Genomic DNA, 19,429 nt, shown 5'->3' on the forward strand with positions numbered 1-19,429 from the left:
TCATTCAAGATTCCATTTTCAGTCATTTTATCCCAAAAACCTGGAGTGAACAAATTCGAATTATAGAATGTAGCATCCCATTTTACAAGATCAGTTACATTAGTTTTTAAACCTCCAGAACCAATCATATTTAAGGTTGTATTGTAAATATAATATCCACCTTTTCTATCAGGTCTATATCCAGTTGCTCTGTTCTTAACAATTTGATTCTGATTATCATGAAAATGGGTATCATGCATTTCTAAAGGATCAAAAATATTTTTCTTTGCAAATTCTGCCAATGTAGAACCACTTACTTTTTCAACAATTTGGCCAAGTAGCCAATATCCTGAATTACTATACAAATATTCATCGCCAGGAGTAAAGTTTAACTCTTGTTGATTTGTCAATAATTTCTCTACGATTTCATTCGTATAATAATCATCAACTGTTAAACCAGAAAGCCTCGCCAAGATAATATAATCTCTTATTCCACTCGTATGGTTTAATAAGTGTTGAATAGTAATTTCATTGGCATACGCTGGAAATTTTGGAAAAAATTTCATCAATGTATCTTCCAATGATAACTTACCTTGTTCTGACAACAGAATGATTGATGCTGCAGTAAATTGTTTTGAGGTTGAAGCTATAGTAAAAACAGTTTTAGGTTCGTTTGGAATGTTATAGTCCAGGTTAGCCATTCCATATCCTTTCGTAAAAATCAATTCTCCATCTTTTATGATTCCTACGGTTCCTCCTGGAGCATCTTTAGCATCCCATCTTGAGAAGATTTTATCAATGTTTGTTTGTTGTGGAATTGACATTTGGGCATTGGCCGCGAAAATACTAATTGCGAAAATTAGACTTAATATTTTGTGTTTCATTTTGTTTCTGGTTAAATAGTTTATTATTTGTTACGTGATATTTCGATTTGTATTATTGGTGTTATTCTTCGTTGTGTTTTTATTTGAATCGTCTTTTGGTATTCCAACTGGTACTACTTGTTTTGATTAATTTATACTTGTATTGATTGTTAATTAGAGTTCTCATAATTTTGATTTTATTTATTTGACACAAACATAAAATGAAGAGAAAGTGCATTCTAATTAATATGATATATAGTATTATTAGGAGGCTATATCGACTTAAAATAAGTATCAATCAAGTTCACCCTGAAAATTGATGTGTTCATGTCAATTAGCATAGTGTGTGTCAACTTGCTTGTCAAGGGAGTTAAACTTGATTACTTTTGACCTATGATTAAATTTTTAGATAAGTACAAAGCATTTTTAATTGGACTGATTATTATACCCATATTCTATTTGTTAGAACGCATTGGTTTTATTATAATCCCTGAAGACAGTCATATCGTGTTCAATTATTTTACCTTGTTTTGGGGGTTGGTTATTGGCTTTGCCAGTTATTATTTCAAATATTTGAAAAACAAAAAGGAAACAGTAGTAAAGGTCCTTGGTATCATTATTCTCTTTTTTACTGCCTTGACTATTGACTCAATAATGGACATACCAGACAACCCAATTACATTTATTCTTTTGATGGGATTTTGGTTTGGATTGGCCTTTCTGTTGATTCCTTCCTTTATAAAAAAATATTGGAAATTGATTACCCTGATTTATGCTCCTTTATTTTTGTATTTTATCTACTTAAGACTTTTTTCAGGAGATGTGGAAGCTTATTTGAAAATAAAGGAGGACTTCCCTATTGTTATTTTCTTTTTTCCGATTCCTGTTTTGTTTTTAATATGGATTTTTGACCAATGGAAATGGGTTCAAAACCTAAAAGCGGAAAAAGCGAAAACAGAATTGTCATTATTAAAAACACAGATTAATCCCCATTTTTTCTTTAATACCTTAAACAATCTTTACGCCCTTACGGTTAAAAACTCCAAGCAGGCCCCTGAGGTAATTTTGAAGTTATCTGATATGATGCGCTATACCATTTATGAAGGAGAAAAGGAAACCGTAAAGCTTCAGGATGAGATTGACTATTTGAATAATTATATAGAATTACATAAAATTCGTTATAAAAAGTCTGTTGAAATCACCTTTAAGCATGACATAGATCCTAGTATATCTGTAGCTCCGTTATTGTATATTATTCTTTTGGAAAATGCCTTTAAGCACGGGGTGGAAACGCTGGCGGAAAATGCCTTTATTCATATTGAATTGTATCAACAAGACGGATTTATACATTTTGATATAGAGAATAATTTTGATCCAAATGAACTCGAAGAATCAAACGGAATCGGTTTGAAGAACCTAAAAAGAAGACTTTTATTAAATTACGATAAAAATTATGAGCTCCTTGTTGAAGCAAAGAATGATATTTATACAACTACATTAAAAACCCCTAAACATGCTTAAGTATATAATAATTGATGATGAGCCCTTAGCCCATGAAATTATAGAAGAATTCTGCGGTATGTTGCCACATATACAATTGGAAAAGAATTGTTATAATGCTATGGAGGCAATGCAGTATTTGAATGAAAACACTGTAGATTTTATGTTTTTGGATATAAACATGCCTAAATTACGCGGACTAGACTTTTTAAAAACGTTGAGTAATCCACCAAAAACCATTATTACAACAGCTTATAAAGAACATGCTCTAGAAGGCTTTGAATTGAATGTTGTTGACTATTTATTAAAACCATTCAGCTTTGACCGTTTGGTGAAAGCCGTTAATAAAATTTCGGAAAAACAAACTTCGAATACAACTGTCAAAGAGATTTCCGGCAAATCAGATGCCTCGATCCGTTTTTTTGTAAAAGGGGATAAAAAACACCATCAAATAGATTTTGATGATCTATTATACATTGAGGCTTATGGAAATTACACAAAATTGTTTTTGAATGATGAAATGATTGTGAGTCATGAAAAAATATCATATTATGAATCTATACTGAACGATGGTAATTTTTTAAGAGTTCATAAGTCATTTATTATAGCGATCGATAAGATAAGATTTATCGAAGGCAATCGTATTATTATAAATGAACATAAGATACCTATTGGCCAAACCTATAAGCAACGCGTCAACAAGCTATTTAATGCTTAGTTGCACCTTTAACGGTTACCAAATAGTAATTCGTTCTTCTTCTGGTTTATAATTTAGATCCTGAGGTTGCAGGTCAAAAGTTGTGTAAAATGGCGTAAAATTCATCAAGGGTCCGTTAACTCTCCATTTTGGAGGCGAATGAGGGTCAGTGGCAACGTAATTTCTTAAATATTCATCCCTTGTTTTTACCCTCCAGATTCTAGCAATCGAAAGAAAAAATCGCTCATTAGGTAAAAACCCATTGATTCTAACAGTGTCTTTTGCCTGTTCTGTCATATGAAAGGCTTCAAAGGCTATGGCAATTCCTCCGTTGTCTGCCGTATTTTCACCCAGTGTTAAGGCTCCATTGAGATGCACGGTATCCAATACAGTAAATCCATTGTATTGATCTATCACCAGTTGAGTTCTTTCTTTAAATTTCTCATAGTCCTCAGCTGTCCACCAATTCTTCAGGTTTCCTTCCTTGTCAAATTGAGCTCCCTGATCATCAAAAGCATGTGTATATTCATGACCTATGACCATACCTATTCCACCATAGTTGACGGCATCATCAGCGGAGAGATCAAAATAAGGAGCTTGTAATATACCTGCCGGAAATACAATTTCATTCATAGAAGGATTGTAATAAGCAGTTACCGTGGATGGAGTTGTAAACCATTCGTTTCGATCTGGTGCTTTATTTAATTTTGCAAGGTTATAATTAAATTTATCTTTTCTTAAGGCAAGTACGTTTTCAAAAAACGTAGTTCTTTCTATGCTTACTTCATAAGTTCTCCAAACATCAGGATATCCAATTTTCTTATTAATTGCGAATAGTTTTTCTTTGGCTTTCACTTTGGTACTGTCGCTCATCCAATCAAGCTCGGTGATTCTTTTTTCAAGGGCTCTTTGAAAATTATTTACCAATTCCAGGGCTCTTTTTTTGGCTTCTTCGCTAAAATGACGCTTCACATATAACTGCCCCAAAGCAAAACCAATTTGACGGTCCACTCTTTGCACCATTAACTCTTCTCTCGATTTATTCACTGCCTGTCCTGAAATTATCTTGCTATAATTAAAAGTAGCATCTTCAAATTCCCGGCTCATTACATTTGAAAAAGACCCAAGAGTATTGGCCTTTAAATATGCTTTCCATTGTTCTAAAGAAACGGAAATGAGAAGCTGATCAAGTTTGTCATAATAGGCAAGTTGACTTATATCAATTGAGTCCGTGTCAATGGCAAGATTGTTTAAAACCTGTTTCCATCCAATATTGCGGTGTTTTTTATCAAGATCTTCTACTGATAATTTATTGTAATTGGCCTGAACATCTCTTCTCTCTACCCTGGTTTTATGTGATGCAGCCAATTGTATCTCCAAGTCATACACAAATGCTGACATTTTTTCTACCTCCGCTACATTGGCCAGGGAAAATAGAGTGCTTACATATTCTTTATAAGCTTGCTGAATATTTACCGCTGATGAATCTTTTCTGAAATAATAATCTCTGTCAGGAAGACCCAATCCTGTCTGAACAAAATGAGCAATATTTACTGTGCTGTTTTTTTGATCCGGAGAAATATAGGGATACATGATGGAATAATCTCCTATTTGAAGCTGCTTGGTGACATAAGCCATTAATGCAGAAAGATCTTTAATGCCATCAATATCCTCAAGCATATACTGAATTGGCTCCAAGCCTCTTTTGTTAATTTCCAGCGTATCCATACCAGAGGCATAAAAATCACCTACTAATTGCTCAACACTCCCTTTGGGATGGGATTCTGAGGAAACTTCAGCCAGAATTTTTTGCAGTAATTTCTTCTGAGGAATATTGAGAAATCTGTAAGCTCCCACGCCTACCTGATCTTCGGCAATGACTGCCTGTTCGTACCAGGATTTATTCACATGGCTAAAGAAATCATCACCAGGTTTAATGGAGGCATCAATGCCATCGAATAAATTCTCAGTGGTTTCTTCTTGTTGATCTTTGTCAACACATCCTATGAAAAGGAATAAAAACGATGCAAAGAGTACTAGTTTTTTCATAATATAGATCTGATTTCAACAAATATAGGAATTTTCTATACGGTTGATTCATACCCATATCAAGATGCAAAACTAAAATAGTTCTCTAGTCAACGCTTACCAGATTTACTTCAAAAATAAGCACTGCACCACCTGGAATATCATTCCCACTTCCAAATCTACCGTAGGCCAAGGACGAAGGGATCAAAAGTTGTCCCTTTCCACCTTCTTTGAAGTATTGAATTCCTTCTATCCAGCCAGGAATAAATTTATTAAGTTGCGCCGTAATCCCGTTTTCATCGCTTTCATCAAATACATCTCCATTGGTTAAAGATCCCTTGTAAACAACTGTTACCACAGATTCTGCTTCAGGGAATGCTCCAGTTCCTTGCTCGTCAATAACATAAAACAAACCTGAATCACTTTCAACAGCCTGCAATTCATTATCCGAAACATATTTTAATATTTCAACCTTGTTTTCAGCATCATAATCGATTAGTTCTACTTCAAAAATAATCACTGAACCTGCAGGAATTTCGCCATAATCATTACTTCCATAAGCCAAATGAGAAGGAATCAGTAAGGTACCGCTTCCACCCTCATTAAAAAGCTGAAGCCCCTCTACCAAACCGGTTATTTCATTTCTTAAAACTATTGACACGCCTTCTTCATTATTTTCCAAAAGCACGGTACCATCAGTAAGCATTCCTTTGTATCGTAATGAAACATCAGAATTTAGATTTATTTCAGCGCCTTCACCCTGTTCATCGATTACATAATGTAACCCTGATCCGGTGGCTTTGGCATCCAGATTGTTTTTACTAATATAATCCTGAATTTCCAATTCATTTTCAGTTCTATAGTCAACATCGATGGATGCTTCATCAGAATCACATGAAACAAACAGGACCATTAAAAAGGCAAAAAAGAAAGCTTTCATATCAATAGATTTTTTTATTATGGCGGCAAATATACTTAAATGAGATTGTTGAAGAATAAAAAATATAGTTAAAAATTACATAAGATTTAATTGCTGTTTTTTAGAGTTATATCTTAGTAGATTATGACGGTAAATAATTCAATAGGGCTGCAATACCAAGGCTATGCAAAAACAGCAGAGTTATGGACGGATCATCTCGAATTCGGACTTGAACAATTGACCATTCCAAGCAAGTCCCTCCTTGAATTTAACGGATTAATTCCAGACAATCTATTGCTCGGAAAAAGGGTTGAACAGTTTGTAATCAGTGAATTAGAACAGATGGTAAAAGTACAGATTCTATTGAGCAATAAACAGATTCAAAACGGTACAACGACAGTTGGAGAAATTGATTGCCTTCTTATGCAAGATGGAGTTCCAATTCATCTTGAAATTGTTTTTAAGTTTTACCTGTATGATCCATCCATCGGCAAGAATGAAATTGAACATTGGATTGGTCCCAACAGAAATGACACGCTAAAAAAGAAACTCGCCAAACTAGCTGAGAAGCAATTCCCTTTATTGCATAATCCATATACAAAGCCTCTGTTAAACAGTCTGGGAATTGAAGCAAACAAGGTAAAGCAAAGAGTGTGCTTTAAAGCTCAATTATTTACTCCTTATAAAACCAAAATTGATTATAAACTGGTCAATAAGGAATGTCTTAGAGGATTTTATGTACATCATTCTCGCATGGAGCAATTTGAGACATGTGAATTTTTTATTCCGAACAAATTTGATTGGTTACAAGATGTACATAACGGAGTGGATTGGCTGCCATTTGATACTTATATGAAAGTCATTAGGCGGCTTATACAAAACAATAAAGCACCTTTATGCTGGATCAAATTTCCAGATGGTAGCTTGCAGAAATTTTTTGTGGTCTGGTGGTCTCTATAATAAGGCAATGAAATAATCAAATTTGTAATAAATATATTAAAACTACTTTATCATTTAAATTAGTAAATTACTTCTCCAAATCACTATCAGACTTTTATGATCAACGAATCAAAAACCATTAAAAAATTCGGAACCTTCGGAGGTGTTTTTACGCCTACCCTACTCACCATATTAGGTGTAATCATGTACCTGCGGTTGGGTTGGGTAGTGGGAAATGCCGGCCTGCTCGGAGCCTGGTTAATCATTATTATTTCTTTTCTAATCACCTTATGTACAGCACTTTCGATGTCGGCAATTACCACGAACATACGAATTGGAGCCGGGGGTGCCTATGCCATTGTCTCTCAGGCCTTAGGTCTTGAAGTTGGTGGTAGTTTAGGAATTCCCCGATACATTTCACAAGGCCTGGCCGTGACCATGTATATTTTTGGGTTTAGAGAAGGCTGGTTAGGTATTTTTCCCGAACACAATGCCTTTTTGGTCGATATTAGTGTATTTGTAATTCTCTATACGATTGCCTATATCAGTGCAAATCTGGCCATTAAGACACAGTTTATTATTATGGCAATCATTGTCTTATCCTTGATTTCGATTACGATTGCAGCTTATGAAGGCTCTATGACTATTCCAACAAGTGAAGCATTAAGTTGGGGGTCATTCAAAGGATCTATAGAAAATAATTTTAGTGGTAGTAATTTCTGGATTGTATTTGCCGTATTCTTTCCTGCGGCCACGGGGATCATGGCCGGGGCCAATATGTCTGGTGAATTAGAATTTCCAAAAAAGAGTATTCCGAGTGGAACCCTTTGGGCCATTGGTGTCAGTTTTGTGATTTATATGGTGCTGGCTTTCTGGATTGCGCGAAGTGCAACAGAAAATGAACTTCTAAATGATTATTATATCATGGTTGATAAGGCCTTTTTTGGACCATTGGTCATTGCCGGAATCCTGGGTGCTACTTTTTCGTCAGCGTTGGCTTCGATTGTCGGTTCCTCCAGAATTCTTTTTGCCATGGGCGAGCATCAGGTACTGCCCTATTCTAATTTTTTAAAGGGTCAAAGTAAAAATGGTCAACCTAGAAATGCCATGATCGTTACCGGTATACTCATTTTCTCAACCTTGCTGTTAAGAAATATCAATGCTGTTGCTCCCTTGGTGACACTGTTTTTTCTCATCACCTATGCCATGATCAATATTGTAGTAATTATCGAGCAAAACCTCGGTTTGATCAGTTATCGTCCAATTTTTAAGATTGATAGATGGGTACCTTGGTTCGGATTGTTTTCGTCTGTATTTGCGATGTTTATAATAAACCCTACCATCAGTTTGATCTCTATCATGATCGTTTTAATGGTATATTGGTATCTCCAAAGACAAAACCTGGAAACACCCTTCGAGGATGTTAGACCAGGTTTATTTGTTTCCTTTGCCGAATGGGCTGCTAAACATACCTGGGGAATGAAAAATATGCAGCAAAGGGCATGGAAGGCCAATTTGATGGTTCCTGTAAGAGATATCAGTGGTTTAAAAGGAAACTTTGAGTTTTTAAGAAATATTGCCAAACCCAAAGGCTCTATCAAATTATTGGGAATAGAACCTTTTTCAGCATCGAGCACCTTGGCCTCAGAGTTAGAAGCCATTTCTGCTGCATTCAGACAAAAAGAAGTGTTTTCATCTTCTTCGGTCATCCATACCCAGGAGTTTGCCAAGGGTATTAATAATGGGAACCAGGCCCTTCAAGGAGCCTTTTTCAGACCTAATATTGTCTTTTTAAATTTACAGGATCACGATAATTATGAAACCGAACTCAGGCCGGTTATGAAAGAGTGTATTCGTTTAGAAATTGGCGTTTTGTTGTATTTGACGCACCCTACTGCCTTATTGGGGCAGCGTAATACTATTAATGTATGGGTAAGTGACAGGCGTGGAAACTGGAATTTAGGATGGGATATCGGAAATCTAGATCTCTCAATACTAGTGGCTTATAAACTGAAGATGAACTGGGGCGCACGCATCAGGCTCATCACAGTGGTTAATAATCCGGATGAAGAACAGACTGCGAAAAAATTCCTAAAAACGTTAACGAGTCTGGCTCGTTTACCCCAAACCATCACCGAAGTATATCTTGGTGATTTCTATACAGTTGTCAATAACGCACCAAATGCTGATCTGAATATATTTGGTATGGATGAAGATCTCAAATTTGAATTTGTAAAAGAAATGTCAGAAAAAACAAAAAGCTCTTGTATTTTTGTAAAGGATTCGGGTCATGAGAGTATTTTAGCTTAAAAAGCCATTGACCTGGCACCTCAATTCTTATTTATTGAACCAATAAACTAATTTTAAGGTAAGTGTCTGGGTTGTATCTGTGAAGGGGGCTAATTGGTCATTATAGGTATAGACCAAAAATAAGTCAGAGGCGGGTTGATAACGCCATTGAAATCTTGAATTTAGATTAAAATTTTTACTTTGTTCATTATATTGAAACAGGGTTGCAAAGAATAATTTATTAGTAAACGTAATGTCTGCTTTAGCACCGATAAGCCAAAATTCAGTAGTATTCCATGGGGCCGGCATTTTAATATTGTTATAACTGATCACCGAACTCAAACTAACATAGGGTTGAAATCGATAACCCAGTTCGTTGTTTAAACTGAACCAAGAGCCATCTTGGTAATATCCGCCTACTCTTGTTCCGATGCTATAGGTAAACATACTTTGAGGTTTAGAATTATAATTCAGGCGAAGGGCATTCCAATAATGCTGCGATCCGGCTGGTAATTCTGGCTTACCAGTACCAGTAGGATCAAAAGGTTCTTGTAATTCAACAAATTCATTGATTAAGGTCATTCTAAAAGAACTTCTGTTTCTGAAATTTAGATAGTATTGCAATAAATTAAGGTAATCAGTGTTTTTAAAATCTTCATTAAAATAGCTGATATTTGTAGCTCTTGGACCATGACTTAAAACAGTAGATTTCTTTTCTGGGTAGAATAGGTATCCCACAAAAGGATTGATCTTAAAGTACCCTGTACGTGGAACAAACCCTACCTCTGCTCTATAATCATCAGCGACATATTCTTCCTTAAATCCAAAATTCCAGTTCTGTGTTTTATATTCAATATTGGCTGCCTGTGTAAATCCGTTGCCTTCATCGTCCGGCGAAAATGATTTAAAGACAAAGGCTTTTCCGGTCCATAAATTATTATAGGAGGCCAGGTTATATTCCAGTCCCAGATTTCGGTTGAACTTAGGGTATAATTCTCTGTACTCTTCTGTATCTATTGGATAAGATGTAGATTCCTTGTTTACAAACATCAGTCCGATACTAGATTGACTGAACACTTTTTTCTGAAACGTTAGTGCTGCAAAATTCTGACTTGGCAGACCTGTTTCTTCATCACTGGCCGTCTGCATATCCATGAGGCCCATACGCCAGTTTTCATTTAAATTACCACTAACTCGTACCCCGGCATGAATGGGTACATCTAATCCAATTCTCCTTGAGAAAAACGGTCTGATATTGGAATAACCAAAACTGGCAAACAAATCAGCATTTTCAAGAAAGAACTGTCTTTTTTCAGGATAAAATAATTCGAAGCGATCAAGATTAACAATTTGCTGGTCTACTTCAACTTGTGAAAAATCAGGGTTAATTGTCAAATCGAGGTTCAATGATGAGGTCAAGGCAAATTTTACATCACCGCCTATTTTGGTTTCATAATCTGTGTTACTTCCTTCTATATTATTAGCATTAACACTTCCTAAAACATAAGGAATTAAAGAAAAATTCACACCGGTAGGTGGTGGTGCTTCATCCCAAACTAAAACACCTGAATAGGCCAAGGTGGATGTTGAAAATTGCCTTGGAACAGGAGTCCAGCTTGATTTTTCACTTGATTTTAAATCTAATCTGCTAAAATTGATCCCCCATTCTTTGACATCTTTTTTATAACGTATTGACTTAAATGGAATCGCCATTTCCACTACCCATTTATCCTTGTCTTGCTTTACTTTAGATATCCATTTGCTATCCCAGTTAAGATCAACATTACTTCCGTTATTCATAGTGCCGTCCCATTGAGCTCCAGCTGCGTTGGCTCCAAAAGAAAACCCGGTGGTTTGGTTGTTAAAAGGGTCCAAGAACAATAAAAAATTATCATTTTTCCCAAAAGAAAAATCCCTTCTTAATGATTCAACATAATACGGGCCCGGTGGATTGTGGTAAAAGACAGCTGCCAAATAAATGTGCTTATCATCGTAACACATACGAACTTCTGATTGTTGTTCCGCTTTTCCTGTATCTTCCGGCAAGACCATAAAGAAATCATTGGCTACGTCTGTTTCTTGCCAGGCCTCTTCGTCAACGATTCCATCAATAGTTATAACCGCATTGGTTTTTCGAATATTAAGTCGGTAATCAGCGTTCTTTTTTTGCCCCTGAATGGAATGCAAAAAAATAAAAAAGAATAGATAGGGTATAAAAGTTTTTGCTTTTGAGAAGCATGAATTCCACTTGAAAAGTTGATTCAGGTTTGTGCACTTTTTAAGGCCATTTGAATAATTACTATTCATATATCCTAATTAAATTTATGTCTAAATATAGTGAATTAATAAGGAGGTTGTCCGCATAAATTACAATGATTTATTCAGGTATTTTTTCAAAAACCAAAGCCTGTCTGTATTCACCAATATACCTTCCTCCTTCTCTATGGAATACCATCCTGTCTTCAGATATTTCAGCCAACCTATACCATCGTTGGGAAGATCCTGAAGCTGTCCCTTCATTATTTACATAACCACTTACATATTCCAAAATTACTGTATCGTTGAAGTATAATAGTCTCGATTGGAATATTTCAATATCTGCCGTAAAAATACCATCATCGTTTTGTCCAAAACAACGGTCATCACCAAGGTCTATTGTTACATTTTCAGATTGTGATGAAAAGGTGTAGACATCATCCTTAACACAGTCAAGATCAATCTCTAAATCATAATTGCTTTGATAATACACATTGATAACTTCTGTTATGTGCCAGGATTTATTTTCATCTCCATGGATCATAGATGTCACAGATTGGTCAAACAGCGGGATAAGCTCTTTATCAAATTGATCAGAATCGTCCGTATTACAAGATGCAAATAGGAATCCTATTATGGATAAAAAGAGAATTGAGTTGAACTTTTTCATAGTTTGTTTTTAATAATATATCTTAAACAGACGGACCTATGGCGATTTTGTTACACGTTTTATAAAAAGTATTGATTTGAAACAAAATAATAAGTCAAATAAAACCGCATGCAAGCATGCGGTTTTATTAAATTCTAAATTTGATTGAAAGTCGTTGTCCTTTTTACATGGCTTCAATTCCTGCAATGACGCCATCTAAATAGGCATATTGACCTTCAGGTGCTTTTGTTTTGGCTTCTTTATAATATTTAAGTGCCATTTTCTTATTTCCGTCAGCGAGATAAGCCTCACCAAGGCTATCTGTAAATCCCCAAATAAAAGGGTGATCAGGATTCTTTTTAATATTCATAGAAAAGATTTCAATGGCTCCCTTGGCGTCCCCGGCACCTAATAGCTGGTATCCATATTGATTTAATTGATTGCCATTTGCCATTGTGAGTGCTTCTTCCATAACTTCATCTGACGCCTCTTTTTTACCTTGCTTGGCCAGCAATCCTGATTTTACCGATAAATTTTGAAATGATTTACCGGCACCAATCGATTGATCAATCCATGTCATGGCTTCTTCCAGATTATAGTCATTTCGCAAGCAATAAGATGCCGCCTGATTATATCCCTGGCCAAATCCTGCTAATCCTTTGAGTTCAGCTCGTGCATTATCAACCACTATTTTGTTCACATCATATGCTATTTTAAAAGGCACGCTTACCGTATCCCATTGTAAAGCTGCTGTTAGACTCTTACTGCCTCTTTCAATAAAATCATAGCTCAGCCATTCCCGGCCATCAATTGTCATTGGATTTACAGATACTTTTAAGACGATGTCATCTTCTGAAGGCGCATTGGAACCCCAGGACTGGTAGTATCTTGAAAACAGAAGCTGGAATTCATTTTCTCCTGGAATCATATACAATCCATAACTTGCTGACTTGCTCTGGGTTGCGTAATGTTTTGTGCTTTTATCGATACTGCTGAGACCAGAAGACATAGCAATACCAAGCTAAATTTTGAGTTTTTCATGATATAATTTTGAATTAATTGTCTTTTAAAAGTAGGGATCTCATTTTTGAATTAGGATAAGACTTTTCTTTTTCATCAAATATTTAACGCTTATAGATACCAATTCTAAAATTATGTTAAAATACTATTCATCAACTCGTTGCGCTATTTAAAGTAAAGTTGAATTTGAAATATTCAATTCCAGTAAAAAGTGATTGTGTAAGGCTCAAATACAAAAAGTCTATGAATGTTGGGGGTTTTTCGCTTGAAATGAAGCGAATAACAGAATGACGAGAAATGCCAATGTGAGGTAACTGATGTAACTATATGAGCCCAATTTAGTAAAACTCAGGCTAAACATACTAGGGGCAATTGCGCTGGCAATTACCAGAAAACTCATTACTTTTCCAGTGATTGCTCCTAAGTGTTTTCTACCATAATAACGCGGCCATGTGACGGCATTCACAACAGCAAACAAACCACTATAGCATCCTAGTCCTATGATCAATAAATAGACGCCCCAGGTTTGGGCCAAGAATAACAAGCCTAATGAGGCCAGTGCTCCACTCCCCAGCATAAGGTATAAGAAAATGGTATGTTTTATATGATCGCTTAAAATATTGCAAAGCGTAGAAACGGATATAGCAATTATGGAAATTGGTACAAAAATGGCTATGGCCTGTGAACGTGAATAATCTTGATTTGTAAAAATGGAGACCACATGAAATGTAAAGCCAGTGATAAAAAAACTGTTAAATGCCAGTGCTAATCCGAACGTCCAGAAAGCCCTGGTTTTTTTTGCCGCTATCAAAGTGAAGTTTTTCTCAACTTGTTGCAATTTAACTTTCTTCATTGCTTTGAGATATCCATCGGGTTTAAGATTGTAATCTTCGGGTCTGTTTCTGTAAAACAACAGAATTAAAAAACTAAAAATAAACAGGGAAATTGCCATCATCTGCCAGCTGAATTCCCAGCCGTGATCGTTGATCAGTTTGTTGATTAAAATGGGAGAACTTGAAAAACCCAGACTTACCGCAATACTGCTGATAGAGTTCACCTTGCCCCTGTTTCTATCAAACCAGATCATAATCATATTTCTGGAAGCCATGGTTAACACACCTTGTCCCGTAAAACGAATACAGAAAAAGAGTATCGTCATTACACTAAACGGAATCATCCATGATTCAAGGGCTAAAAAAGATGCAAAGGCCTGGCTGATTTCAACTGACACGGAACATAATAACAGAGAAATTCCAAGAAAAAAGGCCGCAAAAAAAGCTACATACCTCGCTCCAAAACGATCAAACAAAACACCTGCTTTACTCACAAAAAAGGCACTTATTAAAGTACCTATCATATAGGCATTACTAAATTGATTTCTACTGAGACCAAGGGCATCTTTCACGGGGTCTGTAAATACAGAAACTCCTACAGTTTGACCCGGAATACTGGCTAGAACGCCCACACTTCCAATAAAAAGTACGATATAGCCATAAAAAAACGGAAATTTTTCAGGATTAACAAAAGAGATTCTATGTATTCGCTTATTCAAAAAATAGTGGATTGTATCATTGTTACTGATTTATCATGCTGCACTTCATCATTTCTCAATCCAAATAAGAAGGATCAAGGTCTTTGGTCACCTTTTTTACAAGAGTTCCGACAGTAAGGCCTTGCACAATGATAGAAAAGACCACAACTACATAGGTGATGACTAAAAACAGATCGCGATGCATTTCCTGGGTCAGGCCCAGTGCCAATGCAATAGAAATTCCACCTCTCAATCCTCCCCAGGTCATAATCAAATTTGTTTTAGGGACAAATTTGAGTTTCTTTTCAAAGAATTTTACAGGAAGGATCAATGATAAGTATCTGCAAATCAATACCACAGGCACAGCAATTAATCCAGCAATAAAATAGTTTAACTCAAAAGATAAAACCAGTATTTCCATACCGATTAATACAAATAAGATGGTATTCATTAAAATATCGATCAATTCCCAGAATTTATCTACGTAATTTTCTGTGATCTTTGACATGGCAGAATTCCGTACGGTATCATTTCCAACAACCAGACCAGCCGTTACCATGGCTAAAGGAGCCGACAAATGGAACTTATGTGCCAGCACAGTACCTCCCATAACGGTTGCCAAGGTGATAATCACTTCAATATCATAATCATTAATGGATTTCATTAGCTTAAAGGTTATCCACCCTAAAAATAAGCCAAGGGCCACACCACCGAAAACCTCCTGACTGAATAATTTAATAACATCTACGCTATCCACTTGTTCAGTTCCAAATTTGGCAATGTTATAAATGGTTAAAAAAACAACTACACCTACTCCATCATTAAATAACGATTCTCCTACAATTTTGGTTTCCAGCTTTTTAGGAGCCCCTGCTTTTTTTAAAATACTCAAGACCGCAATGGGGTCAGTTGGCGAGATCAATGCCCCAAATAATAAACAATAGACCAGTTTTACCTGCATCCCAAGAAGCGGTAATAGGTAAAACATCGCAAAACCAACCAGAAAAGTCGAAAAAACAACACCCAGGGTTGAGAAGGCAAAAACAGGCCATTTCTGAACTTTTAGCTGATTAAAATTAGTATGTAAAGCACCTGCGAATAGCAGGAAACTCAGCATGATATCTAACAAAACCTCCTTGAAATCTATATGTGTAATGATGTATTTTTCAGCGTTCAGCAAGGCGCTATCATAAAAACTAAAGGCGAAGATGGCCAAGGTGAAAAGTATGGTGATCAGCATCAGCCCTATTGTGTTTGGTAATTTTAAAAACCGCACATTAATATATCCGAAAATGGCTGAAATGCTGACTAAAACAGCAGTGATAGTAAAGTAATCCATAGGTTTGATATTGCCCTCGAATTTACCTTATTCCTTTCTGCTATCAAAATTATTTCTTGAATAGGCGTTTTTTTCTATTGATAAAATAAACGCCCGTTAAGAGAATCACGGCCGCAATAATTGATTGCAGCGATATTTTTTCGTCCAGCACATACCAACCTAGGATCAATGCAATTACAGGATTCACGTAGGCGGAAGTAGCTACTTTTTCCGGTGGAACCACTTTTAACAGGTAGTTAAATGATGTGAAGGCAACAATGCTGCCGAATACAATTAATAATAGCATAGATACTTTTGCAGAAGAGCTCCATTGATCAGGAGCAATCCACGTTTCACCAAACAACAGACTTGCCAGGAGCAGCAGGATTCCTGCGGATAACATTTGATAGGCAGCACTCACAAACTGATTGACTGGCAATTCATGTTTTGAAACAAAAACACTGGCATAGCTCCAACAGAGAATGCAAGAAAAGATCATGATGATGCCAACCAAACTATTTTCATTAAAACTCAATCCTTGTTGATTCACCAAAAGAATCATTCCGAAAACGCCAAAAAATACACCTAAAATAGCTTTGGGTAAAATCTTTTGGCCATACATTAATTTCATCAGAAAAAGAACAAATAACGGCTGAGTTGAAGCCAATAAAGCGCCAAAACCACTGTCTACATATTGCAAGGCCCAGACAAAGACACCGTTTCCATAGACCAAAAACAAAAAACCAGCAATAAGCGTATTGATAAACTGCCTTTTCGAAATCCTAAGATCATATTTTAAAAACCATGCGATGATAAAAATTATAACACCCGCAATTACAAAGCGAATTGATGCCAGAAACAAAGGAGGCAGTTCAGTTACCAATATTTTATTCAGTAAATAAGTAGATCCCCAAATGACATAAATGGCGAAGAATGCCATAATAATTAAAATGCGGTAATTTGGTTTTTTCAAACTGCTCAATTTTGGCGGTGAAAGTAATCATTAATTTTAGATTGAGTTTTTAAATTATTGAGACATTTATTCCTATTTTTAAAGTTCTAAAACAAGATATAATTATGAAACAACTAATGAAAAACAACAGCCTTGCATTCTTTGTGTTCTGTTTGGCAATTTTAACATCATTCTCAGTAGTAGCTCAGGATCAGTTTGGTGGACTCGCGCTCTATACTGTGAGAAACGATATGTCCAAAGACGCTAAAGCAACACTTAAAACAGTGGCGGATACCGGTTATAAGAATATTGAAGCCGCAGGTTACAGAGATGGAATGTATTATGACATGTCTCCGGAAGATTTTAAAAAATATTTGGACGAATTGGGTTTGACTCCGGTAAGTACGCATCAATCCTCAGTGACTTTAGACAATGCAGATGTGATGTTTGCTGATGCCAAAGCTGCTGGTTTTGAATACTTTGTAGTACCAATCCCACCAATGGGTATGTTTAAGTATTACGCAGAAACCAAATCAATGGGTATGGAAGGAACTGCTGAAGAACTCGCTGAAATATTAAGTACGATGGGTAAAAAATGTGATGCAGCTGGTTTAAAACTATTGTATCACAACCATGATTTTGAATTTATGAAAGGAAAGGACGGTACGGTGATCATTGATTACTTATTAGAAAATACAGATCCGGCCTATGTCAATTTTCAGATGGACCTTTATTGGGTAACCAAGGCAGGGGCTGATCCTCTGGCCTATTTTGAAAAATATCCGAATAGATTCAAGCTATGGCATGTAAAAGATATGGACGATCAGGGAAGATTTGCTCCGGTAGGAAATGGTACGATAGATTTTACGAAGATTCTAAGCGGAAAAGATAAGTCTGGGATGAAGTATTATTTTGTTGAGCAGGACAGAACCTTTAACATGAAACCACTTGAGGCAATTAAAGTGAGTCATGATGCGCTGCATAAGATTGGCTTCGAATAAAGACTAAAATAAATTTTAAAGACAGGAAAGGGTTTCGATCGTTTCCTGTTTTTTTTTACCAAGTTCTTACTGAGATTCTAAGAGTGTTTAAAGTTTAAATAACGCTAAAGATCAGGACAGCATATAAGTAAAATCTCAAAAAACGAAGCAAACCAAATAGCAGGTAATTCTTAAATTCATATTTAATTAAACCTGCAGCTATACTGGTTAAAGAAAATGGAATCGGTAACAAGGCACCTACTACTATTAAGAAACCTCCCCATTTTCGAATCATTTTTACATGCTTTTGCATTTTTACCTCCAGATAGGCATACATCGATGGCATGATCGCAATGCCTCTCCCAATAAAATAGGAAATAATCCCACCTACATAGGATAACACCGCCAATAATGACAGGTAAAAAATAGGCGATTCGGTTTTATCCGCCCAGGCAATAAAAATTTCTGGAGGAATCAAGCCAAGAAAGGATTCAGATGCAAAAAAAACTGATAAAATCGCAATGGGACTATAGGTGGTGGTAATTGAAGTGAACAAATCGTCAAAATCAATCACAAAAGCATGGATGATCCACAGGGCTACTATAAATAATCCAATTGGCAGAATTGCTTTTCCCAGACTGGATCTTACAAAAGCATAAAAGCCTGTATATGAATAATACTGGTGAAGCAACCTGATTCTTGATTTTTTTACACTCTGTTTTGGAGCTGAACTCATAGTTAATATATCCCTATTTCCGAAAACGCAAAGATACTACATATTCACTATGTTTGAATCATTGCACTAGTTCTTAACATAATTATATGATTTTTAGTATGTGTAGACATCAATTACAACAACTTATGCATTTATTATTTTGAACAGCGTGATGTTAAAAAAGCATTAAGTTTTAGCAATTAACATAGGAAATCCCTCTGTAATCACTTAATTTACACCAAAAAAGAATTATGGTTATATTCATAGATATGGATGATGTGATTGCCGACACTTACGGAAAACACATAGACATGTATAATGAAGAGTTTAATAAGAATCTTTCTCTAGAAGATTTCAAAAGTGGTGAAGTATGGCAGAATGTTCCTGAAATTCATCAGGATAGTATTCGACTGCACGCCCGCACTAAAGGCTTTTTTAGAGCATTAGAACCTATTAAGGACAGCATCAGGATATTAAAAGAACTTAGTGAAAAGCATGAAGTATTCATTGCAAGTGCCGCGATGCAATTTCCGAATTCTCTTAAAGAGAAAAGTGAATGGCTCGATCAATTTTTCCCTTTTATTTCATGGCAGCATCGTATTTTATGTGGACATAAATACATTCTAAAAGGAGACCTCCTTATTGATGACAGAAGTTTAAACCTTGATAAATTTGACGGAAACACTCTGTTGTTTACGTCACCTCACAACATTCATGAAAACAGCCATGATCGCGTAAATAGCTGGGAAGAAGTTGCCAGGAAACTTCTTTAATTTTTTATCACAAACAGTTTA

16 protein-coding genes are annotated in these 19,429 nt (G+C 35.8%); 6 read left to right on the forward strand and 10 right to left on the reverse strand.

Annotation, left to right across the window (positions count from 1 at the left end):
- Positions 1-863 (reverse strand): serine hydrolase domain-containing protein (locus tag ACR2MV_RS15490; protein WP_434023091.1); only part of this gene is annotated, 863 nt, incomplete at its 3' end.
- A gap of 372 nt (positions 864-1,235) precedes the next feature.
- On the opposite strand from ACR2MV_RS15490, the gene ACR2MV_RS15495 reads away from it, so the two are divergent.
- Complete coding sequence (locus ACR2MV_RS15495) at positions 1,236-2,363, forward strand: sensor histidine kinase (RefSeq protein ID WP_434023093.1); 1,128 nt, start codon at positions 1,236-1,238, stop codon at positions 2,361-2,363.
- A complete protein-coding gene (locus ACR2MV_RS15500; protein WP_434023095.1) occupies positions 2,356-3,060 on the forward strand; it encodes a LytR/AlgR family response regulator transcription factor in 705 nt (234 codons plus the stop codon). Before ACR2MV_RS15495 ends, ACR2MV_RS15500 begins: the two co-directional genes overlap by 8 nt.
- A 15-nt stretch (positions 3,061-3,075) precedes the next feature.
- Here the strand turns inward: ACR2MV_RS15500 and ACR2MV_RS15505 are convergent, their stop codons facing one another.
- Positions 3,076-5,088 (reverse strand): M13 family metallopeptidase, encoded by a 2,013-nt coding sequence (locus ACR2MV_RS15505; RefSeq protein WP_434023097.1) that lies wholly within the window; start codon positions 5,086-5,088, stop codon positions 3,076-3,078.
- An 85-nt stretch (positions 5,089-5,173) separates the two neighbouring features.
- Entirely contained in the window at positions 5,174-6,007 is an 834-nt protein-coding gene (locus tag ACR2MV_RS15510) for an FKBP-type peptidyl-prolyl cis-trans isomerase (protein ID WP_434023099.1), read from the reverse strand.
- Positions 6,008-6,130: 123 nt separating this feature from the next.
- Here ACR2MV_RS15510 and ACR2MV_RS15515 point away from each other — a divergent pair, with 123 nt between their 5' ends.
- Together ACR2MV_RS15515 and ACR2MV_RS15520 are read left to right on the forward strand one after the other, a co-directional pair.
- Entirely contained in the window at positions 6,131-6,946 is an 816-nt protein-coding gene (locus tag ACR2MV_RS15515; RefSeq protein WP_434023100.1) for a DUF1853 family protein, read from the forward strand.
- A gap of 96 nt (positions 6,947-7,042) precedes the next feature.
- A complete protein-coding gene (locus tag ACR2MV_RS15520; RefSeq protein WP_434023102.1) occupies positions 7,043-9,235 on the forward strand; it encodes an amino acid permease in 2,193 nt (730 codons plus the stop codon).
- A 27-nt stretch (positions 9,236-9,262) separates the two neighbouring features.
- Here the strand turns inward: ACR2MV_RS15520 and ACR2MV_RS15525 are convergent, their stop codons facing one another.
- The 6 genes from ACR2MV_RS15525 to ACR2MV_RS15550 all read right to left on the reverse strand — a co-directional run bounded on the left by ACR2MV_RS15525 (position 9,263) and on the right by ACR2MV_RS15550 (position 16,961).
- Positions 9,263-11,521 carry a DUF5916 domain-containing protein gene (locus tag ACR2MV_RS15525; RefSeq protein ID WP_434023104.1) on the reverse strand — a complete coding sequence of 753 codons (2,259 nt, stop codon included), beginning with the start codon at positions 11,519-11,521 and terminating at the stop codon, positions 9,263-9,265.
- A gap of 70 nt (positions 11,522-11,591) precedes the next feature.
- Positions 11,592-12,140 (reverse strand): hypothetical protein, encoded by a 549-nt coding sequence (locus ACR2MV_RS15530; RefSeq protein WP_434023105.1) that lies wholly within the window; start codon positions 12,138-12,140, stop codon positions 11,592-11,594.
- A gap of 163 nt (positions 12,141-12,303) precedes the next feature.
- A complete protein-coding gene (locus tag ACR2MV_RS15535) occupies positions 12,304-13,128 on the reverse strand; it encodes a DUF2911 domain-containing protein (protein ID WP_434023107.1) in 825 nt (274 codons plus the stop codon).
- 252 nt (positions 13,129-13,380) lie between these two features.
- Positions 13,381-14,691 carry an MFS transporter gene (locus ACR2MV_RS15540; RefSeq protein WP_434023108.1) on the reverse strand — a complete coding sequence of 437 codons (1,311 nt, stop codon included), beginning with the start codon at positions 14,689-14,691 and terminating at the stop codon, positions 13,381-13,383.
- A 55-nt stretch (positions 14,692-14,746) separates the two neighbouring features.
- Positions 14,747-16,009, reverse strand: a complete 1,263-nt coding sequence (locus ACR2MV_RS15545) for a cation:proton antiporter (protein WP_434023109.1) — start codon at positions 16,007-16,009, stop codon at positions 14,747-14,749.
- Between the two features lie 49 nt (positions 16,010-16,058).
- Positions 16,059-16,961, reverse strand: coding sequence for an EamA family transporter (locus ACR2MV_RS15550; protein ID WP_434023110.1), 903 nt, complete (start codon positions 16,959-16,961; stop codon positions 16,059-16,061).
- 104 nt (positions 16,962-17,065) lie between these two features.
- On the opposite strand from ACR2MV_RS15550, the gene ACR2MV_RS15555 reads away from it, so the two are divergent.
- Positions 17,066-17,941 (forward strand): sugar phosphate isomerase/epimerase family protein, encoded by an 876-nt coding sequence (locus ACR2MV_RS15555; protein WP_434023112.1) that lies wholly within the window; start codon positions 17,066-17,068, stop codon positions 17,939-17,941.
- A 94-nt stretch (positions 17,942-18,035) separates the two neighbouring features.
- On the opposite strand, the gene ACR2MV_RS15560 is transcribed toward ACR2MV_RS15555, so the two are convergent.
- Positions 18,036-18,656 carry a YqaA family protein gene (locus tag ACR2MV_RS15560; RefSeq protein ID WP_434023114.1) on the reverse strand — a complete coding sequence of 207 codons (621 nt, stop codon included), beginning with the start codon at positions 18,654-18,656 and terminating at the stop codon, positions 18,036-18,038.
- Positions 18,657-18,886: 230 nt separating this feature from the next.
- On the opposite strand from ACR2MV_RS15560, the gene ACR2MV_RS15565 reads away from it, so the two are divergent.
- Positions 18,887-19,408, forward strand: a complete 522-nt coding sequence (locus tag ACR2MV_RS15565; protein WP_434023115.1) for a 5' nucleotidase, NT5C type — start codon at positions 18,887-18,889, stop codon at positions 19,406-19,408.
- The last annotated feature ends 21 nt before the right edge of the window (positions 19,409-19,429 follow it).

This window comes from Lutimonas sp. (assembly GCF_051011215.1).
In the GTDB taxonomy this organism is placed as follows: domain Bacteria; phylum Bacteroidota; class Bacteroidia; order Flavobacteriales; family Flavobacteriaceae; genus Lutimonas.